Source organism: Kitasatospora sp. GAS1066B (assembly GCF_041262605.1).
Classification (GTDB): Bacteria; Actinomycetota; Actinomycetes; order Streptomycetales; family Streptomycetaceae; genus Kitasatospora.
This window is the reverse complement of the sequence record NZ_JBGCCO010000014.1, coordinates 129,575-150,571: the sequence shown is the minus strand read 5'-3', so window position 1 is coordinate 150,571 and position 20,997 is coordinate 129,575. Positions and strand designations below refer to the sequence as shown.

17 protein-coding genes and 1 tRNA gene are annotated in these 20,997 nt (G+C 70.8%); 10 read left to right on the top strand and 8 right to left on the bottom strand.

Going from position 1 to position 20,997, the window contains the following annotated elements:
- Positions 1-43 precede the first annotated feature (43 nt).
- From ABH937_RS17955 to ABH937_RS17935, 5 genes are all read right to left on the bottom strand, one after another.
- Complete coding sequence (locus ABH937_RS17955; protein ID WP_370218782.1) at positions 44-562, bottom strand: cupin domain-containing protein; 519 nt, start codon at positions 560-562, stop codon at positions 44-46.
- Positions 563-603: 41 nt separating this feature from the next.
- Entirely contained in the window at positions 604-972 is a 369-nt protein-coding gene (locus ABH937_RS17950; RefSeq protein ID WP_280690165.1) for a DUF4267 domain-containing protein, read from the bottom strand.
- Positions 973-1,215: 243 nt separating this feature from the next.
- The gene (locus ABH937_RS17945; protein ID WP_280690166.1) at positions 1,216-1,584 is read right to left on the bottom strand and encodes a DUF4180 domain-containing protein; all 369 of its coding nucleotides are present in this window, start codon (positions 1,582-1,584) and stop codon (positions 1,216-1,218) included.
- 45 nt (positions 1,585-1,629) lie between these two features.
- On the bottom strand, positions 1,630-2,064 hold the full coding sequence (locus ABH937_RS17940) for a helix-turn-helix domain-containing protein (protein WP_280690167.1): 435 nt from the start codon (positions 2,062-2,064) through the stop codon (positions 1,630-1,632).
- Between the two features lie 87 nt (positions 2,065-2,151).
- Positions 2,152-2,580, bottom strand: coding sequence for a hypothetical protein (locus ABH937_RS17935; RefSeq protein ID WP_370218781.1), 429 nt, complete (start codon positions 2,578-2,580; stop codon positions 2,152-2,154).
- A gap of 202 nt (positions 2,581-2,782) precedes the next feature.
- On the opposite strand from ABH937_RS17935, the gene ABH937_RS17930 reads away from it, so the two are divergent.
- The 8 genes from ABH937_RS17930 (at position 2,783) to ABH937_RS17895 (ending at position 12,134) form a co-directional block, all read left to right on the top strand.
- The gene (locus ABH937_RS17930; RefSeq protein ID WP_280690169.1) at positions 2,783-3,112 is read left to right on the top strand and encodes a hypothetical protein; all 330 of its coding nucleotides are present in this window, start codon (positions 2,783-2,785) and stop codon (positions 3,110-3,112) included.
- A gap of 543 nt (positions 3,113-3,655) precedes the next feature.
- A complete protein-coding gene (locus tag ABH937_RS17925; protein WP_370218780.1) occupies positions 3,656-4,969 on the top strand; it encodes a histidine kinase in 1,314 nt (437 codons plus the stop codon).
- Positions 4,966-5,682, top strand: coding sequence for a response regulator (locus ABH937_RS17920; protein ID WP_370218779.1), 717 nt, complete (start codon positions 4,966-4,968; stop codon positions 5,680-5,682). The genes ABH937_RS17925 and ABH937_RS17920 overlap by 4 nt, the downstream gene beginning before the upstream one ends.
- Before the next feature lie 111 nt (positions 5,683-5,793).
- Positions 5,794-6,543, top strand: coding sequence for a class I SAM-dependent methyltransferase (locus tag ABH937_RS17915; protein ID WP_370218778.1), 750 nt, complete (start codon positions 5,794-5,796; stop codon positions 6,541-6,543).
- 118 nt (positions 6,544-6,661) lie between these two features.
- Positions 6,662-6,735, top strand: a tRNA-Met gene (locus ABH937_RS17910).
- A 141-nt stretch (positions 6,736-6,876) separates the two neighbouring features.
- The gene (locus tag ABH937_RS17905; protein WP_370218777.1) at positions 6,877-8,562 is read left to right on the top strand and encodes an FAD-binding oxidoreductase; all 1,686 of its coding nucleotides are present in this window, start codon (positions 6,877-6,879) and stop codon (positions 8,560-8,562) included.
- A 179-nt stretch (positions 8,563-8,741) separates the two neighbouring features.
- Positions 8,742-10,646 carry a DNA/RNA helicase domain-containing protein gene (locus ABH937_RS17900; protein WP_370218776.1) on the top strand — a complete coding sequence of 635 codons (1,905 nt, stop codon included), beginning with the start codon at positions 8,742-8,744 and terminating at the stop codon, positions 10,644-10,646.
- 159 nt (positions 10,647-10,805) lie between these two features.
- Positions 10,806-12,134, top strand: a complete 1,329-nt coding sequence (locus tag ABH937_RS17895) for a DUF5685 family protein (protein WP_370218775.1) — start codon at positions 10,806-10,808, stop codon at positions 12,132-12,134.
- An 83-nt stretch (positions 12,135-12,217) separates the two neighbouring features.
- On the opposite strand, the gene ABH937_RS17890 is transcribed toward ABH937_RS17895, so the two are convergent.
- The gene (locus ABH937_RS17890; protein ID WP_370218828.1) at positions 12,218-12,868 is read right to left on the bottom strand and encodes a MerR family transcriptional regulator; all 651 of its coding nucleotides are present in this window, start codon (positions 12,866-12,868) and stop codon (positions 12,218-12,220) included.
- A gap of 93 nt (positions 12,869-12,961) precedes the next feature.
- Here ABH937_RS17890 and ABH937_RS17885 point away from each other — a divergent pair, with 93 nt between their 5' ends.
- Both ABH937_RS17885 and ABH937_RS17880 read left to right on the top strand, forming a co-directional pair.
- The gene (locus ABH937_RS17885; protein WP_370218774.1) at positions 12,962-13,456 is read left to right on the top strand and encodes a DUF4188 domain-containing protein; all 495 of its coding nucleotides are present in this window, start codon (positions 12,962-12,964) and stop codon (positions 13,454-13,456) included.
- 208 nt (positions 13,457-13,664) lie between these two features.
- The gene (locus ABH937_RS17880) at positions 13,665-19,391 is read left to right on the top strand and encodes a DUF3320 domain-containing protein (RefSeq protein WP_370218773.1); all 5,727 of its coding nucleotides are present in this window, start codon (positions 13,665-13,667) and stop codon (positions 19,389-19,391) included.
- 84 nt (positions 19,392-19,475) lie between these two features.
- Here ABH937_RS17880 and ABH937_RS17875 read toward each other — a convergent pair whose 3' ends face one another.
- Together ABH937_RS17875 and ABH937_RS17870 are read right to left on the bottom strand one after the other, a co-directional pair.
- Positions 19,476-19,679 carry a cold-shock protein gene (locus ABH937_RS17875; protein ID WP_184941582.1) on the bottom strand — a complete coding sequence of 68 codons (204 nt, stop codon included), beginning with the start codon at positions 19,677-19,679 and terminating at the stop codon, positions 19,476-19,478.
- A 294-nt stretch (positions 19,680-19,973) separates the two neighbouring features.
- Positions 19,974-20,924 (bottom strand): hypothetical protein, encoded by a 951-nt coding sequence (locus tag ABH937_RS17870; RefSeq protein WP_280690176.1) that lies wholly within the window; start codon positions 20,922-20,924, stop codon positions 19,974-19,976.
- Positions 20,925-20,997: the final 73 nt, after the last annotated feature.

Here is a 20,997-nt window from a genome sequence, read left to right as displayed (position 1 = left end):
CGCACTCGCGGGTCGGGGTACGCGGGTTGGCGGGATCAGCCGCTCACCCGCGCCCATCCGCCGAGGCCGAGCGGCGTTCGTCGTGCCAGGCGGCGCTCTGCAGGAAGTAGGTGTCGTACCGCTCCTGCACTTCCAGCAGGCTCTCGGGCGTGACCTCACCGAGCGCGATGCGCTGCAAGTGGCGGAAGTACTCGAAGCGTTCGACGCCGGGAGTGATGACGATCAGGATGTCGGCGTCGGATCCGGGCGCCGCGGCGAAGGCGTGCGGGAGGCCGGGCGGGACGATGACCAGGTCGCCGCGCTCGGCGTGGACGACCTGGTCGCCGGAGAGGAATCGGGCGGCGCCGTCGAGCAGGTAGAACATCTCGGCGGATTTGTCGTGGCGGTGCGGCCGGGCGCCGTCGGCGCCGTCGGCCAGCGTGACGCGTTGGGTGGACAGCGCCCCGCCGGTCATGCTGCTGTCGGCCAGCAGCCGGATGGTGGTGGGGACGCGGCCGGCCACTTCGGCGTCGGCGGAGCGGACGAGCACGGAAGAGGTGAAGTCGGGCACGATCAGCGACATTTCGGGCTCCCTGCAGAACGGATCGGGTGGGTCGAGCGGGTTCAGAGTGCGAAGAGCAGGCCGGCACTGATCAGAACGACGATCGCGGTGGCGAAGTGGATCCCGAACGCGACGGCTTTCGCGCCGCCGTGCCGCAGCACGATCACCATGTCACCGAGCGGCACCAGCGCCACGACAAGCATGAACCAGGCCTCGGCACGGGCGCCCGCGAAGGCCAGCAGAGCCAGGCCGACGAGGCCGAAGGTGCCGTCCCGCACCCCCTTGATCGTGAGGTAGGCCGGGTCGCCGTCCGGCTTGGCGGGCACGCCGTATCCGGCGGCGGCGGCGCGGGGCTGGAACAGGAAACGAGCCCCGATGAAGAGCACGAAGAGATCGAGGACGGCGGCCAAGGTGTACGCGGTGACGGTCACGTCACTTCTCCTTGCTAGCAGCGCTAGGGACAGGAGCAACGTTAGCAGAGCAGCGGAAGGGATTCTAGCGGTGCTAGAATTCTGGTCATGGCGAACCAGGCGCGCCGAGAGCGCGAACGAGCGGAGCGCGAACGGCAACCGACGCGCGCGAGGCCCTGGCCGCGGACGCCCACGACCACCGCCTGACCCTGCTGGTCGGCTGCTTCGCACCGGCGGCGACCAGCTGAAGTCGCCCGCCGACCGTCAGCGGTTCGCCAGCCGGGTCCGCAGTGCGTCGGAGTCCGGCAGGAACCAGAGCTGAGTCCCCCGGTTGCTCTCCCGGACGAAGTCGCGCAGCGCGGTGCCGGCGTCGACGTGCCGGGAGATGTCGCCGATGACGGCCAGCCCCAGGCGGTAGTTGGCGAACTTCTGGACGATGTCCCCCGCGAGCCGGGTCCGCAGCCGGAAGAAGTCGTCGGTGAGCCGGGCGGCCGGGAGCGCGACCCAGTGGGCGCCGTGGTAGTGCGCCTCACCGATCAGGTCGATCGCGTCGCGCTCCTCGCGCAGCGAAGGGCCGTCCGGTGCGCAGACCAGGACGTCGGTGTCGGCGATGCGCTGGATCGTGTCAGGCATGGGACTGCGCTCCTTCAGTGGTCGATAAGAAGTCCGGAAAGGGCTTCACGCGGGCTGCTCGCTGAGCGCGTCGATGACCTTCAACAGCTCCGCCGTGGCCTCCAGGCCGCCCAGGACGATGACTTTGAGGGTGGCCCGCTCCTCGTCATAGACGTGCTCCACCCGCAGGTGGTCAGCGGCTCCCCCGCTGCGAGGGCCCTGGACGGTGGCCACCACCGTGTTGACCAGGCGGGTGGCCTCCTCGGCGCTGATCGCATCGATCTGCACGACGGCGGACACCTCGGCGTGCCGCACCCGACCAACGGACGCCGGGGCGGGCGCGCCGGTGAACACCGCCAGGTCCTCACGGGTGATCCGGTACTGCTTGCCGACCCTGGTCGCCTTCAGCCGTCCGTCGCGGACATAGCTGCGCACCGTCCTGACGTGCAGGCCCAGCAGGTCTGCCACCTGGTCCACCGAGTAGTAGAGCTGTTGCGCCACGCCGTCCCCTCGCGCTCCGTCCAGGTCCGGCCCGAAGTGCCCATGACCTTCCCCTTCACTCCCTAAACGTACATCATTCATGGCCGTTCAGGGATGATTAGGGAGTTCTCCGTGAATCGCGCGCACCGCCAACCTCGCGCAGAGCACCGCCAGCGGCAGCTCCGCGCCCATCGCCATCAGCACCGATGCGGTCAGCTCGCCGCCGGGCGCCGCCGTCATGGTGTCGAACCAGGCGTCCACCAGCAGCAGGGTCGCGGTGGCGGCGGACGTCAGGCCGGCGCGCCGGTCGCCCCGGCGCAGCAGCAGGCCGGTCGAGAGCAGGCCGACCGCCTCCAGGGCATCCAGGCCGGTCCAGGTCCAGGCCCAGTGCGCGGCCTGTGCGGTGGCGGGCAGGCCGGCGTGCAGGAAGAAGAGCCAGGGCACCATGGCCAGCCCGAGGACGGTGAGCATGGTCGCCGCCCGGCCGGACAACGGCCCGGACCTGGCCTGACGTTCGATCAGCGCAACCTGCGCCATGGCGGTTTCCTCCCCCTGCGCCCGCCCCTCGGGCGCACCACCAGCCTGTCGCAGCGCCGCCCCGGAGGCAGTAGTCCGGCCATCCCAATCGATGGTGGCGCCAGCTACACCCCCGCGATCGCGGGCGGCATGACGGTGCGAAAGGTGACGTAGCCGGCCGGCCGATTGGCGTTCAACTGTCGTTCACCTGTACGATGCGATGATGCCTTCCCAACGCCAGGACCTGTTCGACTCCGTCATCGCGACGCTCGCGGCCGAAAACCTGCCGCTCGCAGCCGACGGTGACGGACGCGCGGGGGCGGTCGTGCGCGCCGAGCGCCACGGGGTGTCGGTCGCCTGGCAGTGCGGATCGGGCAGTCGCCGGCTCCCGGCGCACAAGCATGGCCGGCGGGGCGGGGTCGGCCATCGGATGAGCGGCGGCTCGGCGGTCCGCTCGTGGGACTTCCAGTCCGCCCTGCACCTCGCGGCCACCCTGGCGGCCGCCGGTTACCAGAGCGACCACCTCGGCGACCGCGTGCTGGTCACCGACTGACCATCGGACCGGGGCGCCGCCGAATCCGACTGCGCCAGTGGCCAACTCCCCTGGCGGCCCGTCCTCCTGACGTTCGGCCGTCCCGACGTTCCGACGTTCCGCGAAAGCGTTCACGAACCGATGACCAGCCAGGTGGTCGACCGCCCGCTCGCCGTGCGCGACTTCATGATCTCCTGGTGGGCCGCCATCAGCGCTGCATGTCGATGACGTACTTCCCGCGAACGCCGCCTGCTTCCAGCCGTCGGTGAGCCTGGCCGAGTTCAGCGATCCGGTCGGCTGACGGGTTGTTGCTGAAGAGTTTGATTCGCCGAGGCGGGCGGCGGCCCGCAGTCCGGTGCATGCGCCCGCGCCAGTAGGAATCGCCGAACCCGCGAAGTACGGTTCCAGGCGGCGCCGTTCAGTGGCACCGGGCCGACCTCTCGTCAACTGGCAGGACACGACCCTGGTTTCCGGACCGTGGTGTGCGCATCGCGGGAAGGCGGGAGAAATCGCTCCCCCGATCGGGGGAGGCCGCCGCTGAGCTGCCCGGTCATACTGACGATCATGATCAGGGGAATCCGGCCGCTGCTGCGCGGCTCCACGTATTCGGGTGCGCTGTTCGCCTACTGCGGAGCGCTGGCGAGCATGCCACTGCTGCCTTTCGCCATGCTGCCGGCGCTGGCCTGGCGATCCGCTCCCTATGGCGTGCGGGCCGTGCTGACCCTGCTGATCTGGGCGGCACTGATCGCCGTGGTCGGGCTGGCCCGCACCACACGGCGGGCGCTGATCGCCTGCGCCCGTCGACTGCTGAAGGTGGCGCTGCCGGATCCGGTGGCCCGTCGCCGGCCGGCCCGCTCCCCCGGCACCGGGCCGGCCCCTGCCGTGCCGTCCGGTGCCGTGCCGTCCGGTGTCGTGCCGTCCGGCGTCGACCGCTGGCGGACTCCGCTCTGGCTGCTGCTGCACGTGGCACTGGGGTGGACGGGAGGACTGGCGAGCATGATGCTGCTCGTCGCGGGCCTGGTCCTGCCCGGGGGTTGGACCGGCGCCGAGGCAGGGCTGAGCTGGTCCGGCGGGTACGAGCGGGTGACGGGTGCCTGGAGCTGGGCGGTGGCGCTCGGCTGCCTGCTGCTGGTGCCGGCTGTCTGCGTGGGGGTGACGAACGCTCTGCGGTGGCTGGCGCCAAGGCTGTTGGGGCCGTCGTCGGCCGAGCGGCTCGCGCTGGCGGCCGAGCGGGAGCTGCTGCTGGCCGAACGCAACCGGCTGGCCCACGAGTTGCACGACTCGATCGGACACACGCTGACGGCGGCCACGATCCAGGCGGCGGTGGCGGGCGAGGTGCTCTCCGCCGACCCGGTGGCGGCGCGGGCCGCCCTGCGCAGCATCGAGGAGTCGACCCGGGCCGCGCTGGAGGACCTGGACTACGTGCTGGGCGTGCTGCGCGAGGAGGAGGCGGGGACGGCGCCGACCCGGACCCTGGCCGACCTGCCCGAGCTGCTGGACCGGCTGCGGCACGCGGGGGCGGTGGTGGAGCCGCAGCTGTCGGGCGAGTTGGCGCAGGTGCAGGGGACGCTCTCCCGGGCGGCGTACCGGATCCTGCAAGAGGGGTTGACGAACGCGTTGCGCCACGGGGCGGGCGGTCCGATCGAGGTCCGGGTGGCGGCCGCGTCGGACGGGCTGGAGCTCAGCGTGGTCAACCGGACCGGGACGGGGCCGAGCACGGGCACTGGCACTGGCCCGGGCGCCTTCCCGACGTCCGGGCACGGCCTGCCCGGGCTGGCCGAGCGTGTACGGCTGCTGCACGGTGAGTTCGAGGCCGGTCAACACGGCTCGCAGCACTGGCGGTTGGCGGTCCGACTGCCGGTACGGTTGCCGGCGTGATCGGCGCTGACGCGAGCGCAAGTGTCGCCGGCAGCGCTGACGCGAGCGCAGCCGTCACGCTCCTGATCGCGGACGACGACGCGGTGACCCGCAGCGGCCTGCGCACGTTGCTCGCGGCACAGCCGGGGATCGCGGTGGTCGGGGAGGCCGCCGACGGCGTCGAGGCGGTCGAGCAGGCGCGGCTACTGCGGCCTGACGTGGTCCTGATGGATGTGCGGATGCCACGTCGCAACGGGATCGAGGCCACCCGGCAACTGCTGGCCTCACCCGCCGCGTCGGCCACACCGCCGAAGGTCGTGGTGATCACCACCTTCGAGAACGACGACTACGTCACCGCCGCGCTCAGCGCGGGGGCCAGCGGGTTCGTCCTCAAGCGGCTGCCGGTCCGGCAGATCGCCGAGGCGGTGCGGGTGGTGGCGGCGGGCGAGGCGATCCTCTTCCCGGCGGCACTGCGCCGGATGGTCGCCGCCCGCCCGCTGGGCTCCGCCGAGGCGTTGCCGAGGGCGGCGCTGACGGGGCGGGAGGAGGAGGTGCTGCGGTTGATGGCCACCGGCCTGTCCAACCCGGAGATCGCGGAGTCGCTCACGGTGAGCCTGGAGACGGTGAAGACGCACGTCGGGAACGTGCTGACCAAGCTCGGCGCGCAGAACCGGACCCACGCGGTGGTGATCGCGTACGAGTCCGGCCTGGTGGTGCCGGGGTTCGCCGGCTGACGCGGCGGGTCCGCGACGCTCGGGTACCGAGCCGCAGGGCCGAGGTGTAGCCAGCACCACCATCAAGAGGGGCACTGGCACTGAGGATTCCCACCAGCCGACCCGGGATCGTTGAGCACACACCAAGCGGTCAACCGGTCCGCCGGTCGCACCGGTCCCGCCGCCTTCCTCGTCACACATCGGAGCACCGACACCATGTCCGCACTCTCGCTCGCCACCTCGCCCCAGCACCGCAAGACCGTCCGACGGGTCGCGGCCGGCACGGCGGCAGCGGCGGCCGTCACCGCCTGGTGGGCGTTCGACACCGCGCCCTACCCGTACGCCCAGCACTGGCTGCTGGACCTACCGCTGCCGTTCCTCTCGCTGCGCCGGCTGGACGGCATGCTGGCCGCCCGCCCTGGTGAGCGGATCCTGGAAATCGGCCCCGGCACGGGGCTCCAGTCCCTGCACGTCGCACCCCAGTTGGGCACGGACGGCCGGCTGGACATCGTCGACGTCCAGCAGCCGATGCTCGACCACGTGATGCGCCGGGCCGAGCGGCAGGGCATCGCCACCATCCGGCCGACCCTGGCCGACGCCCACCAACTACCTTTCGAGGATGCCTCCTTCGACGCCGCCTACCTGGTCACCGCGCTCGGCGAGATCCCGGACCCGACCAGCACGCTGCGCGAACTGCGCCGGGTGCTGAAGCCCGGCGGGCGGCTGATCGTCGGCGAGTTCTTCGACCGCCACCAGATCCGGCCGGCCCGGCTGATCGGACACGCGAGCGAGTCCGGGCTGCGAGTGGGCAAGCTGATCGGGCCGCCCTTCGCCTACTACGCCCGCCTCCACCCGTGCGCCGAACCGGCGGCCACCGCGTGAAGCCGCGCGGCGGGTCGGAGCGGGGCTGACGGCCAGGCGTCGACCGGCCTCGATCTCGCCCGCCCCCGATCAACGATTCGGTGATCCGCCCCCGATGCCGTACAGTCATGTTCACCGACGCGGGGTGGAGCAGCTCGGTAGCTCGCTGGGCTCATAACCCAGAGGTCGCAGGTTCAAATCCTGTCCCCGCTACGAGAGACGAGGGCCGGGTTTCGGTGCACAGTGTGCACCGAAACCCGGCCCTCGTTCTGTTCCCCTCCCGAACGGGCGAATCGGCTGCACCGGCGGCCTGCCTGACGGACCATCACTTGTCTGCGGCCGCATGCTGCTGCCATGACGACCGACTCCCAAGCCTCGACCTCGGTGGACCGACGCGGACTGCTCGCCGCCGCCGGTGCGGTGGCCACCGGCGGTGCGACCGCAGCGCTGACCGGCCTGCTGGCGGCCGGATCCGCCGCCGCTGCAACCGCTACCGCTACCGCCGCCGCCCGCCCGACTGCGCCCGAGCCCACGGCGTTCGGACCGGTGACGGTCCGGCCGGGCGACTCCCGCTACGAGAGCCTGCTGCGCGGCAACAACTTCCGCTTCGTCGGCCGGCCGGACGAGATCCGGGTGGTCGGGTCGACCGAGCAGGTGGTGCAGGCGGTCGCGGAGGCGGTGCGCTCCGGGCGGCGGATCGCGGTGCGCAGCGGCGGGCACTGCTTCGAGAACTTCACCGCCGACCCGGCGGTCCGCCTGCTGCTCGACCTGTCACCGCTGGACGCGGTCGGCTACGACGCCACGCGGCGCGCGTTCGCGGTGCAGCCGGGGGCCACGCTCGGACAGGTGTACCGGACGCTGTTCAAGGGATGGGGTGTGACGATCCCGGCGGGCGGCTGCCCGGAGGTCGGCGCCGGCGGGCACTTCGCAGGCGGCGGGTACGGGCCGCTGTCGCGGCGGTACGGCTCGCTGGTGGACCACCTGTACGGCGTGGAGGTGGTGGTGGTCGACCGGGACGGCACCGCCCGCACCGTGACGGCCACCCGCGAACCCGACGACCCGAACCGCGACCTCTGGTGGGCGCACACCGGCGGTGGCGGCGGGAACTTCGGGGTGGTCACCCGCTACTGGCTGCGCTCCCCCGGCGCCACCGGCGACGACCCTGCCCGGCTGCTGCCCACCGCGCCCAGGGAGTTGCTGAAGTGCCTGGTCGGCTGGGCGTGGGACGAGCAGATGACCGAGCGGGCCTTCACCACGCTGCTGCGCAACTTCGGCCGCTGGCACGAGCGCAACAGCGCCCCCGACTCACCGTCCGCCAACCTGTACGCCATCCTCATCCCGGCCCACCGCAGCGCCGGCGGCTTCCAGATGACCGTCCAGATCGACGCCGACCTGCCCGGCGCGGACCAGTTGGTGACCGACTTCGTCGCCGCCGTGACCGCCGACACCGGCCTCACCCCGACCCTCAACGCCCGGCGGGCCTTCCCATGGCTGCACCTGACCACCTGGCCGGGCAGCGGAGAACCCGGCGACGTGGTCACCCGCCGCTACAAGGAGAAGGCCGGCTATCTGCGCCGCTCCTTCAGCGACCGCCAACTAGCGACGATCTACCGTCACTTGACGAACTCCACCGGCGGCCCGACCAGCGGCATGCTGCTCGTCGGCTACGGCGGCCAGGTCGACACCGTGGCGCCCGACGCGACCGCCGTCGCCCAGCGCGACTCGGTGATGAAGGCGGTCTACCACACCTTCTGGGCCGACGAGTCCGACGACGCCGCCAACCTCGCCTGGATCCGCGCCTTCTACCGCGACGTCTACCGCGACACCGGCGGCGTCCCGCTCCCCGGCGAGGTCAGCGACGGCGCGTACATCAACTACCCGGACGTCGACCTGGCCGACCCGACCTGGAACACCTCCGGCGTGCCGTGGTCCACCCTCTACTACAAAGCCAACTACCCACGCCTGCAGCAGGTGAAGGCCCGCTGGGACCCGCGCAACGTGTTCCACCACGCACTGGCGATCGAACCCGCCGCGAGCTGACGCACGGGCAGAGCACGGACGGGGGCCGACAGCTTGATCAACGTCTCGGCAGCAATCGAGCACCGGCTCACCTGCCCTGACGGTATGGTTCGTACCGTCATCAGCGCGGCCCGCCGGGCTTCCCTTCAGGGACATGCCCCCACCCGCACGAGTCACTTCGTGCTGTCTGGGAGCATGTCTTGCTGTTCCGCGACTCCGCGTCCGCGGTCGCCGCCGAGAAGCTGGCTGGATCACTGTCGCTGCGCCTCATCGACCAGTTCGTCCACAAGCACGGCCGGCGGCCGGGCCCCGCCGAGGTCCGTTCCTGGGAGTCGAGTATCCCGGTCCTGACGAACGCGCTGTTGGACGCCGGGCTCGGCATGGTGGAGGTGCTGCTCGAGTACTCCCTCCCGCTCAACAGCAAGCGCGCCGATGTCGTGCTCGCGGGAGTCCATCCCACCACCGATGAGCCGTCCTATGTCGTGGTCGAACTCAAGCAGTGGAGCCGCGCGCTGCCGGACGACGGCGACCCGTTGCTCTGCCGGGTCGAGGCGTACGGCCGGGCCGTCCTGAATCCCATCGAGCAGGTCCGCGGCTACTGCGACTACCTCGTCTCGTTCAACGGAGCGCTGGCCGCGTACCCGGAGCGGGTGTCAGGAGTGGCCTACCTTCACAACGCGACCGAGTTCGACGTCAACGGTCTGTACGACGTGGAGCAGAACGAGCGTGGCCGCATGTTCACCGGCGATCGTCGCGGCGAGTTCATCCAGTACCTCCGGTCGAAGCTCAAGCCGGTCTCCGGCGCGCAGGCCGCTGACCAGTTGCTTGCCGGAAAGGTCGGGCCGTCCAGGCAACTCATGGCAGTCGCCGCCGAAGAGGTCCGCGAACGCGAGCAGTTCGTCCTGCTGGATGAACAGCGGGTTGCATACGAAACGGTATTGCGGGCAGTACGCCGGGCGCAACAGGCCGACCACAAGGAGGTGATCGTCATCACCGGTGGGCCCGGTACCGGGAAGAGCGTCATCGCACTGTCGCTCCTGGGAGAGCTCTATCGACGCGGCGTCACGGCTTTGCACGCGACCGGGTCCAACTCGTTCACCACGACCATGCGCCGGGTGGCCGGGGCACGCAAGCGTGAGGTCCAGGAGTTGTTCAAGTACTTCAACAGCTTCATGGCGGCCGACCGCAACGGCCTCGACGTCCTGATCTGCGATGAGGCCCACCGCATCCGCGAGACCTCGGCGAACCGCTACACCCAGGCCGCGCAGCGCACCGGTAGGCCCCAGATCGATGAACTGATCGATGCCGCCAGGGTGCCTGTGTTCCTGTTGGACGAACATCAGGTGGTGCGGCCCGGCGAGATGGGCACCGTGGCACAGATCCGGGCTGCCGCCGCCGCGAAGGGCTTGGACTGCCAACTGGTCGAACTGGACAGCCAGTTCCGCTGTGGTGGCAGCGACGCCTACCTGCGCTGGGTGGTGCGGCTGCTGGGCCTCGATGCGGGCGGACCAGTGGTCTGGGAGCCGGATGACAAGGTGCTCCTCGAGGTCGTCGACAGTCCGTGGGAGTTGGAGGAGTCGCTCGCCGCGCGCCGGGAAGAGGGCTACAGCGCCCGGATATCGGCCGACTACTGCTGGAAGTGGACGAAGAAGATCGCCGCAGGGGAGCCGCTCCCCGAGGACGTGCGGATCGGGGACTGGGCCCGGCCGTGGAACGTCTTCGGCGACCGCTCGGTCGCAGGGGCACCGCCGGCCGCACTGTGGGCAACCGATCCGGCCGGGTTCGGCCAAGTCGGCTGCGTGTACACCGCCCAGGGCTTCGAGTACGACTGGAGTGGCGTCATCCTCGGCCCCGACCTGGTCTGGCGCACCGACCGCTGGGTCACCGACCGGACGGCGTCCAAGGACCCGGTCTTCCGGAAGTCCACGAGCGATGCCGACATCAACCGCCTGATTCGGAACACCTACAAGGTTCTGCTCACCCGGGGGATGATCGGCACGGTCGTCTACTCGACGGATGCCGAGACCAGGGCCAAGCTCCGCGAGCTGGTGTCGGGGCGACCGTCCGATCGGGTGGCCGTCAAGGGCGCCGCCGCGATCCGTTAGAGTCCGGCCACCGTCGAATGGCTGCGCGGGCAACGCAGCGGGCTTGGGGGTTTGGGGCGGCACGACTCTCCGCCCCCTCTCCCATCAGTCGGACTGTCGGGTCGTAAGATTCCGGACGATCAGCTCGGGTCGTCAGGACCCCTGCTCACGAGGGGGATCGTGTTCGGAATCATCAGGCCGTGCAGCCACCATCTGTCGGATCGGCTGCGGGCCTCCTGGATGGCTCATCTCTGTGGTCTCTGTCTCGCGCTGCGGGACGACCACGGGCAACTCGCGCGTACCGCAACCAACTACGACGGGTTGATCATCTCGGTGCTGGTCGAGGCGCAGCGCCCGGCCGATGACCGGTCGGGGCGGCGGACCGCCGGGCCGTGTCCGCTGCGCGGGATGCGGACCGCCGAGGTGGCGCGGGGCGAGGGGGCCCGGTTGGCGGCCTCGGTGTCGCTGGCGCTCGCCTCGGTGAAGGTACGGGACCATGTGGCGGACGGCGACGGCCTGTTCGCCCGGCGGCCGGTGGCGCTCGGCGCGCGGGCGGTGGCTCGGCGCTGGGATCGGCAGAGTGCGGGGAGCGGCTCGGCCGTGGGCTTCGACACCGGGGTGCTGCTGACCGCTGCCGCCCGGCAGGTCGAGCTGGAACGCGGCGCGGCGCCGGGCAGCGCGGTGCTGCTGGTCACCGAGCCGACCGAGAGCGCGACCTCGGCGGCGTTCGCGCATACGGCGGTGCTGGCCGGCCGGCCGCAGAACGCCGAGGCGCTGGCCGAGGCCGGTCGGCTGTTCGGGCGGCTCGCCCACCTGCTGGATGCCGTCGAGGATCAGGAGGAGGACGCCGCCACCGGGGCCTGGAACCCGCTCACCGCCACCGGCACCGACCGGGCCGAGGCCGAGCGGCTCTGCCGCGACGCGGTGCGCGGCATCCGGCTGGCCCTGCGCGAGGTCGAGTTCACCGACCGCGCACTGACCCATGTGCTGCTGGCGCACGAGACCGGCCGCGCGGTGGACCGGGTCTTCCGGGGCCCGGCGCTCCACGCGCCGTACCCGGGGCCCCACCAGGACCAGCCGCCGAACCCGTACCAGCAGCAGCCGCACCCGCCGCAGTACGGGCAGCAGTACGGGCAGCAGTACGGGCAGCCGCAGAACCCGTACCAGCAGCCACCGTTCGGAGCGGGCGGCCCTGGCGGGCCGCAGTGGCCGGGCGGCCCTGGCGGCGGACACGGTCCGGGCGGCGGTGGGAACCGCCCGCCACGGCGCTCCGCGCTGGCCGGCTGCGCGATGTGGGCCCTGATGGCCTGCACCTGCCAGTTGCTCTGCTGCGACCACAAGAACCCGTGGACCCGCGAGCCCACCGAGGGCTGGTGCGACCGGCACGGCCTGGACTGCGACTGCGACGGCTGCGACTGTTGCCAGGGCTGTGACGGCTGCGACGGCTGCGACAGCTGCGACTGTGACTGTGACTGCTGCGATTGCTGTGATTGCTGCGACTGCAGCTGACAACTGACGGCGGCCCCGGACTGTTGACCGGGGCCGCCCGCACGGCCACCCACCCCCGGCCACCCGCCCCGGCCCCGCCCCGGTCAGCCGCCCTGGCGCCCGGTGACGAAGCGGCGCTCCGACTCCTGCACCTGCATGAATCGGCGCAGGCTCAGCAGCACCGGTTCGTAGAGCACCGTGAGCGCCACCGCCGCCTCCACCTGCTCCAGCGCGCTCTCGTACTCCTCGACCAGGTCCAGGTCGCACACCGCCAGGGCCTCCGCCGCACGGGCGTAGGGCAGCAGGTGCCCGGTGTCGTACGGGTAGCCGAGCCGGGCGAGCGCGGCGAGCGCGGCCACCAGCGTCCGGTACGGCGGATAGTCGTCCACCATGCCGTACTCCCAGCCCAGCGAGGTGAGCAGCTTGTCGGCCTCGCGCCGGGCGGCCGCGGTGGCCGGATCGTCGGGATCGGGCTGCGGGCCGGCCCGCAGCGCGCCGACGGCCGTGCCGAGCCGCGCGTGCTGGCCCTGGCTCTCATCCTGGATGGCGGCCAGCACCTCACGGGCGGTGGCGACGGGCACCCGACCGATCTGGATCAGCGCCCGCACCAGCCGCAGCCGGCGCAGGTGCTCCTCGCCGTAGTCGGCCTGCTTGGCGGTGATCCGCACACCCGGGGGCAGCAGTTGCTCGCGCAGGTAGTACTTGATCGTGGCGACCGGGACGCCGCTCCGTTCACTGAGTTCCGCCAACCGCATCCTCTTGCATCCCATCCTAGGAGAGTGTCACTATCTTATAAGGATAGCGCCGCTCTCCTATGCACGGCACAGGATCGCCAAGGAGGCACCTCCATGTCTGCAGCACCCATTCCCGGCCGTATCACCGCTGCCGCCGAGGGCGGCACGGTCGTCTTCCACATCGGCATGCGGATCAACAACTTCCGTGCCCTGCGCAGCTGGTGGCCCACCGTCAAGGCGATGCCAGGGATGCTCCGCGAGCTGGCCGCCGACCCGGACAGCGGAATGCTGGGCGGTCGGCTGCGCCTGGGCTCCCCCCGGGACCTCGAGGTCATCCAGTACTGGGAGTCGCACGAGAAGCTGCTCGCCTACGCCACCGCCCAGGACCACAAGCACCGCCCGGCCTGGACCGAGTTCAACCGCCGGGTGCGCGCCGGCCACGGCAAGGTCGGCATCTGGCACGAGACCTACCTCGTCCCGGCCGGCGCCTACGAGACGATCTACGTCAACATGCCCCCACACGGCCTCGCCGCAGCCACCGGCGCCGCCCCGATCAGCCGCCGCGGCAACACCGCCGCCGAACGCCTGGGCCTGCGACCGAGCTCCTGAGAGCGCTGCTCCGGCACCAGCAAGCGCCAGGCGCGCCGCAGACCCGGCGGCGATCTCTTCCGCCAGTCACGCAGGGTGGCCGACCGCAGGCGCACAGCTGATCGGCCCGCGTCCGGCGCAGGAGACTCGCTGGCTGGCCAGTCTGTGGCGAGCGCCGCCGGAGTCGAGCGCGGAACGGTACTATCCGGCCCGTGGGGTCAGTGCGGGAGTGGTCGAAGGGCGGGCGCACGTGTCACTGGGCGGGAGCCGGTACGGGGATTCCGAGTCTGAGGACCAGCGCCTACGTAGAACGCTCCACGGTTGGCGTGACTCCCTCGTCGATCTGACGGGTCGCAGCCGGCTGCTGAACTTCCGGCACACCCGGGTGGGCACCATTGAGATCGAACAGCCGGGCGCCACAGAGGTGCTGGCAGGTCTCGGTGGTGGGTGGGCATTCGCGCCCATGCCGGACCAGGCGGCAGTATCCGAGCCGGAGCTCCTGCCGGCCGTCCTCGCCCCCGAGGAACCTGTCGCCGGGACAGCTACGGCCCTGGATGGGCTGGTCACCCAGCGCAGGACCTCAGCCGCTCTCGATCGTGCGCTGCGTAGGCTTCGCGCCGACTCCGTCGCGGCCTTCAACGACTTCGGAATCTGGACGCTCCAACTCGCTGTGGGCTTCGTCGACTGGCGCGAGGACTCGGGCGCCGCCACCTGTGCGGCGCCACTCGCACTGATTCCCGTCGAGTTGGAGCAGACCGCGGCCGGGACGTTCAGGCTACGCCGCACCTCCGACGGAGAGCCCGCGCACAACCCCGCCCTGCCTCTGAAGTTCGAGCAGTTCGGTATCGACTGGTCCGCTGTCTCGGCGGTGGACCCGCTGGACCTGCCCAAACTACTGGAAATCTGCCAGGACTCACTCGCTGCCCGCCCCGGTTGGCAGTTGAGCGACCGCGTGGTGCTCGCCCCCTTCATCTCTCACAAGGAGGCGATGTATCAGGATCTGAAGGAGAACGAGCACCTGCTGATCGCCCACGACCTGGTGCGGACCATCGCCGCTGGTTCGCGGCCGGTCGTCCCCTCGGACCGGTTCTTCTTCGAGCCGACCGCCGAGGAGCAGATCGACCGATTGCACCCGCCGGAGCAGGCCCAACTGGTCCTGGACGCCGATGCGTCCCAGCGACAGGCGGTCGCTGCCGCGCTCGACGGCCGGTCCTTCATCCTCGACGGGCCGCCCGGCACCGGAAAGAGCCAGACGATCACCAACATGATCGCCGGTCTGATGCACGCCGGGCGCAGCGTGCTCTTCGTCAGTGAGAAGGCCGCAGCCCTCGACGTGGTACTGAACCGACTCAAGTCGGTCGGGCTGGACAACTACGCGCTCGCGCTGCACAGTCGAACCACGAACCGGCAGGCGGTCGCCGCCGAGCTCGGCCGGGCACTCGATCGCCGGAGTCCGGCAGCGACGCTCCCCGCCCATGTGCTCAGCGAGACGCAGTTGCTGCGTGAGGGCCTGTCGGACTACGCATCCGCGATGAACGACGTCCGACAGCCGCTCGGACGTTCCCTGCACGACATCCTCGGCCGGCTCGCACAGCTCTCCGAAGCCGTCGTGCTGCTGCCGGACAGCAGAGCCGACGCTGCGGCGGTCCCTGACGCGATCGATCCGAACACAATGGACGATGCGACGCTGCGTTCGATACTGGAAGCAGCCAAGGATCTTGCGGCCTCCTGGCGGGTCACGCTGGAGGGCGAGTCGTTCGCGTGGCGCGGCCTGCGAGTCAACAGCGGGCACCCGCAGGTCCTACTGGAGCAGGCTGCTGCCGCGCTGTCAGCGCTCCAGGCGGCTGCGGGGCGCTATCCGGAGTTGCTTCGCAGCGGCTGGTCGATCACGGACAGTACCGAACTCGCTGTGTTGCTCAGCTTGCTCGAACACACCGAGGACCGGCCGGCAATGCCGGAACACTGGCTGTGCGCCGCTGACTTCGAGGAAGCGGTGGCCGCTCCGCTGGATGCGTTCGGCAGCCGACTCGCTCTGCTCGAGGCGGCTCGGGCTGCCGCCGCCGGCGCCGCCGGAAGCGACTGGCGTGTTCTCGGTGACTCGAGTAGTCGGCCGGTTCCGGAGGCCTACGGCGCACTGACCACGCTCTCCCCTGCTGCCGCGGACCCGTCCACGCTGACCGGCCGACAGGCCGAGGCCCGCCGGGACACCTTCGCCACGACCGCCGAGATGCTGGCCGGCCACGAGACCGTCCTGCGCGGCCACGCGGCATTGCTCGGCCTGGATCCGCCGCGCGACGCGAGTTCCGCACTGCGGCTGTGCGCAGTGGCCAGGCTTGGCACGGCGGTTCATCGCCCCTTGGCTGCCTGGCTCTCGCCGGGCTTTCCGACGGAAGCCCGCGCCTGGGCCGAGCAACTGTCGACAGCGATCGAGAACCTCAGAACGGCACGCGCAGCCGCTTCTGCGGTCTTCGGGGTGCAGGTACTCACCGCTGGCGAGCTGACGGAGGTCGTCGCGCGTTTCGAGACCCACGGGAACGGACTCGGCTCCCTGCTGTCCGGCCAGGCACGCGCGGATCGCAAGCTGGTGACCAGCTGGACCACGTCCGGCCGTTGGCACAAGAGCCTCCACGGTGCACTGGGGCTCGCGGTCCGCTGGCGAGCCACGCAGCAGGATCTGGAGGCAGTGGTTCGCGACGCGCAGACCGTGCTGGGTCCGTACCTGGCCGGAGAGGACACCGACTTCGCGGCGCTGGGGTCCGCCCTCGACCTGGCGGAGTTGCTGCAGGCGCTGGCACCGGAGGCAGTCGGGGATCCAGTCCGGCGAGCTTGCCTGGCCGGCCAACTCGCCCACGGCACCGAGCCGAACGCGGCCCTCGCGGCGCAGGCTGAGGCCGTCCACGCGGACCTCACCTGGTGGCGCGGGCTGGCCCTGGCAACTGCGGACAGCGGCGTGGATCCTGCCGTGGACCAGCTGCCCCTCGACCAGGCTGCCCAGTGGCTGCGAGCCCATCTCCCGACTCTGCAAGCGGTGATCAGCGAGATCCGTGAGGTTGAGGCCTGCCGGTCGGCTACCAGGACGGCTGAGCAGGAGATGACTCTCGGTCAGGCTCGCGCGGCGAAGCGAGCAGTGCGCAGTGCGCTGGAGTTGGAGGCCGGGTTCCACGCTCACGAGACCGCCGATCGCGCCCTGCTCGCCGGGCTGTACGCATCGGACCGGACCGATATAGCGGCAGCGCGGGCCGGCGCCGCCTGGGTTCGAGACACCCTGCTGCTTGCCGGGTCGGGACAACCGACGCCGTTCAGTGCTGCAGCAGCGCACACCCTGTGCGGCTTGCGGGGCGATCCGGCCGTACGGCGCCGCGCCCTGGCCTGGGAGCAGGCGTGCGACGACCTGATCGACTGCTTCGACGAGGTTCGGGCCGAGCAGCTGCATCAGATCTTCCAGGGCTCGTACGACACGGCGGCCGGCACCATGGCGGCGCTGCTCGCCGACGCCGATGGCCGCGACCAGCTGTTCACCCATGTCAGAGGCAGACGGATCATGCAGCGCGCGGGCCTTGGCGAGGCGGCCACCCAGTTGCTGGACCGGGGCCTGGCGGGCGATCTACTGCCGGCGGCGACCGAACGCGCACTGTTGCAGCAGTGGGTGGAGCACCTGCTGACGACCGACCGGCGGCTGCGCCCGGAGCGCGGAACGGAGCGAGACGCTCTGGTGGCCCGGTTCCAGCAGGCCGACCAACGGCTCGTCGAGCGCTCCCGTGCCTCGGTCGCTGCAGCGTGCGAGGCGCGCCGCCCGGTGCGAACCGATCTGGGCCAGGCCAACATCATCCGCAACGAGGCACAGAAGAAGCGTCGGCACATGCCGGTCCGCGAGCTTCTCGCCCGCTGTCGCGAGGTGGTGCCACTGATCAAGCCATGCATGATGATGAGCCCACTGACGGTCAGCCAGTTACTGCCGCCGGAGTACAAGTTCGATGTGGTGATCTTCGACGAGGCGTCCCAGGTGCTGCCACAGGATGCGGTGAACTGCATCTATCGCGGCGACGCGCTGATCGTCGCCGGCGATGAGAAGCAGCTGCCGCCCACGGCGTTCTTCGCCTCGGGCGCCGACGGCGACGACGAGTGGGCCGAGGACCAACCGGACGACTACGAGTCGATCCTCTCCGCGTGCGCGGGAACCGGGATGATCAGCCGCTTGTCACTCCGCTGGCACTACCGCAGTCGGCACGAGGATCTGATCGCCTTCAGCAACCGGCGGTTCTACCAAGGCTCCATGGTCACCTTCCCTGGCGCACACGAGCGCGGCGAGGACATCGGCATCGCCTTCTTCAAATCCGACGGAACCTACGACCGTGGCGGACGGCGTGACAATCGGGTCGAGGCCGCTCTGGTCGCCGAGCGGGTGGTACATCACTTCGATACCCGCCCCGAACTGAGCGTCGGCGTCGTCGCACTCTCGCAGACCCAGGCGCAGGCGATCGAGGAGCAGGTCCAGCAGGCCCTGATCGAGCGGCCCGACCTGGTCTCCCGGCTGACCGAGGACCGCCTGGACGGCTTCTTCGTCAAGAATCTGGAATCCGTCCAGGGCGACGAACGCGATGTGATGATCCTCTCGGTCGGGTACGGGCGCGACGAGCACGGCAAGTTGGCGACCAACTTCGGCCCGATCAACAAGGAGGGCGGCTGGCGACGACTCAACGTGGCCGCCACCCGGGCGCGTCGTCGCGTGGAGGTGGTGGCGTCCTTCCACGGCGGCGAACTGCCGGACAGCTCGAACCTGAGCGTCCAGCGGCTGAAGGAGTATCTGCAGTACGCCGAGTTCGGTCCGAGCGTCCTGGCCGGCACAGCCGCGGACCCCGGGGCCGAGACCGAGAGTCCCTTCGAGGATGAGGTGCTCGGGACGCTCCGTTCCTGGGGATACCAGGTCCAGCCCCAGGTGGGCGTCGCCGGCTACCGCATCGACCTGGGCGTTCGGCACCCGGCTGCCCCCGGGAGCTATTCATTGGGCATCGAGTGCGACGGCGCGATGTACCACTCGTCCCGCGCGGCCCGGGACCGCGACCGACTGCGCGAGAACGTCCTGCGCGGCTTGGGCTGGGAACTGCACCGGATCTGGGGCACCGACTGGTACCGCAACCGGCCACTGGCCGAGGAGCGGTTGCGGGAGGCCGTCGAACGGTCAATCTCCACCGACCCATTCGCCAGGAGCAGCGGCGACCTTGCCGAGGAGTCCGGGGCGACACAGCACGCCGGGCCCGCCATGCGGTCTTCGGCCGCTGCCACTCGGCTGCCTGCGGACAAGCCCATGGAGCCGCTGCAGGAGAGCAAGCGACCGGAACCCACCACGTCCGTCAGCCCGCCGAATTGGACCAGGCCGTACGTCATGACCAGCACCGCGGAGCTCCGCCACCTGCGGCGCGAGCTGTGCGAGCGGTACGGGGTGACCGGCGTCGAACTCCACCTGTCCGCCGTACAGCGGCCGATCGCGGATGTGATCAGCCGAGTTCTCACCTATGAGGCCCCCATCCACGAGGACCTCCTGCTTCTTCGTGTCCGGACGGCCTGGGACATCCAGCGGGCCGGCGCCCGGATCAGGGACAACGTCTTCGGCGCGCTGGCGTTCCTCTGCCGGTCGGGCCTGGCCGTCCATGCAGGCGGGTTCACCGATCTCCCGCAGGCTGAGCAGAGCCGCGTGCGCACCCCGGTCGAGGGCTGCCTTCGCAAGGTCGGACAGATCCCGCCGACCGAGCGGCAGCAAGCGGTCCAGCACCTGGTGTCGGACTCCCCCGGCATTAGTGACGGCGAGCTGATCCGTGAAGTGGCCCGTCTTTTCGGGTGGAACAGGCTCGGGTCGGACATCTCCACCGCCCTGACCAGCGACATCGCCGCGCTGCTCACGACCGACCGGCTGCGGCGCTCGGCTACCGGACTGCTGGCAGGAGAGCAGTCCTCCTGACGGTCAGGCCAGTTGCCCGGCTGCCGCAAACGCCGAGCGCCCCGCACCGTCTCCGGTGCGGGGCGCTCGGGCGTGCGCTGCGGGTCAGGCCGGGCGGATGTGCTCCGCCTGCGGGCCCTTCTGGCCCTGGGTGACGTCGAAGGTCACCTTCTGGCCCTCCTGCAGCTCGCGGAAGCCCTGGGCGTCGATGTTCGAGTAGTGGGCGAACACGTCAGCGCCGCCACCATCCTGCTCGATGAAGCCGAAGCCCTTTTCCGCGTTGAACCACTTCACGGTGCCGGTAGCCATGCGTTTCTCCTTCAAGGGGAACGGAACGGGTCCCGCGGGGATGCGGGCCCGGAGATGATCGACTTGGTCCGGAGAGGCGCTGGACAGCAAAAACGCCCACGGCGTATCACCGCGGGCGAGAACTTCGGAACCACGACTGCTTAACCAGAACGTTACTCCTTGTGGGCCCCAACCGCCAGAGAACTCGCCCGGCGCGTTGCTTCCGGGTCCCGGCCACGAGGCCTGGGTCGCCCGTGACATGGGTTCAGCAGGCGAGCAAGGCAGCAGCGGCCGAGCCGCCGGTCAGCGGGCCGGTCAGCGCAGCGCCTTCGCCTGCCAGTAGCCGAACTGCTGCAGCGGATCGCCGTCCAGGCCCCAGGGCCACGGGGTGACCGTCTCGCCGATCAGCTCGAAGGTGGCCGTCGCCTCCCGCACGCGGCCGGCCTGGACCAGGGCGTAGGCGAGCATGTTGAGGTCCGCGAGGGCGGCGGCGTGCTGGAGCCGGCCGGGGCGGGGCCAGTCGGTGACGGCGCGCTCGAGGGCGGCGGACGCGCGGGCGTGCGCCCACTGGCCCCGGGCCAGCAGGGCCTCGACGCCGCCGCGGGCGGTGATGCGCTCGTGCTCCTCGACCAGTGCGGTCAGCTCGATGCCCACGGCGGGCGCCGTCGCGGGGACCCCGGCGCGGACCGCGTCCAGGAAGTCCAGCTGCCGGCTGCGCGAGCCGCACTCCTCGGGTGAGAGGTAGTGCAGCATCTGCAGATGGGCCTCGCGGTGCCAGGGATCGCGGGCGGCCACCTCGTGCCAGACCTCGAACAGCCGCTGCGCGTCGGCCCGCAGCAGTCGCAGTATCCCGAGCAGGACCACCCAGGGCGTCGGGTCCTCGGGCCTGCTGTCCGCGGCGCGGTAGCAGCTGTCGGCGCAGGCGTCGGCGTCGGCTTCCGTCATGACGCCCTCGTGGCGGCCGCGTACCAGCTCGACCCAGGCATCGAAGACCAGCGCGTCCGCGCTGCCCGGCTGCCGCTGCCGCCAGGAGCGGGCGAGCCGCGAGGGCGCGGCGGCCTCCGCGAGCACGGCGCAGCGGTGCGCGCGACGGTCCCAGTCCGACCCGGCCTCCGCGATGATCCGCTCGACCTGGTCGATCTGAATCTCGTTCAGTCCGGGCATCGCGGGGGAATCGAGTTGCCGGCGTACCCGGCCGAGTTTGACGTCATCGAGCTCCGGGAGCAGGCGCGGCCGGGAACTCCGAAACGCTCGAAAGATCGACACGCGGGCAGCCTAGGGCCCTTCCGGAATCCTGGACAGAGTCAGCAGGAAACCGGAAGGGAATGGTTATTTCTCG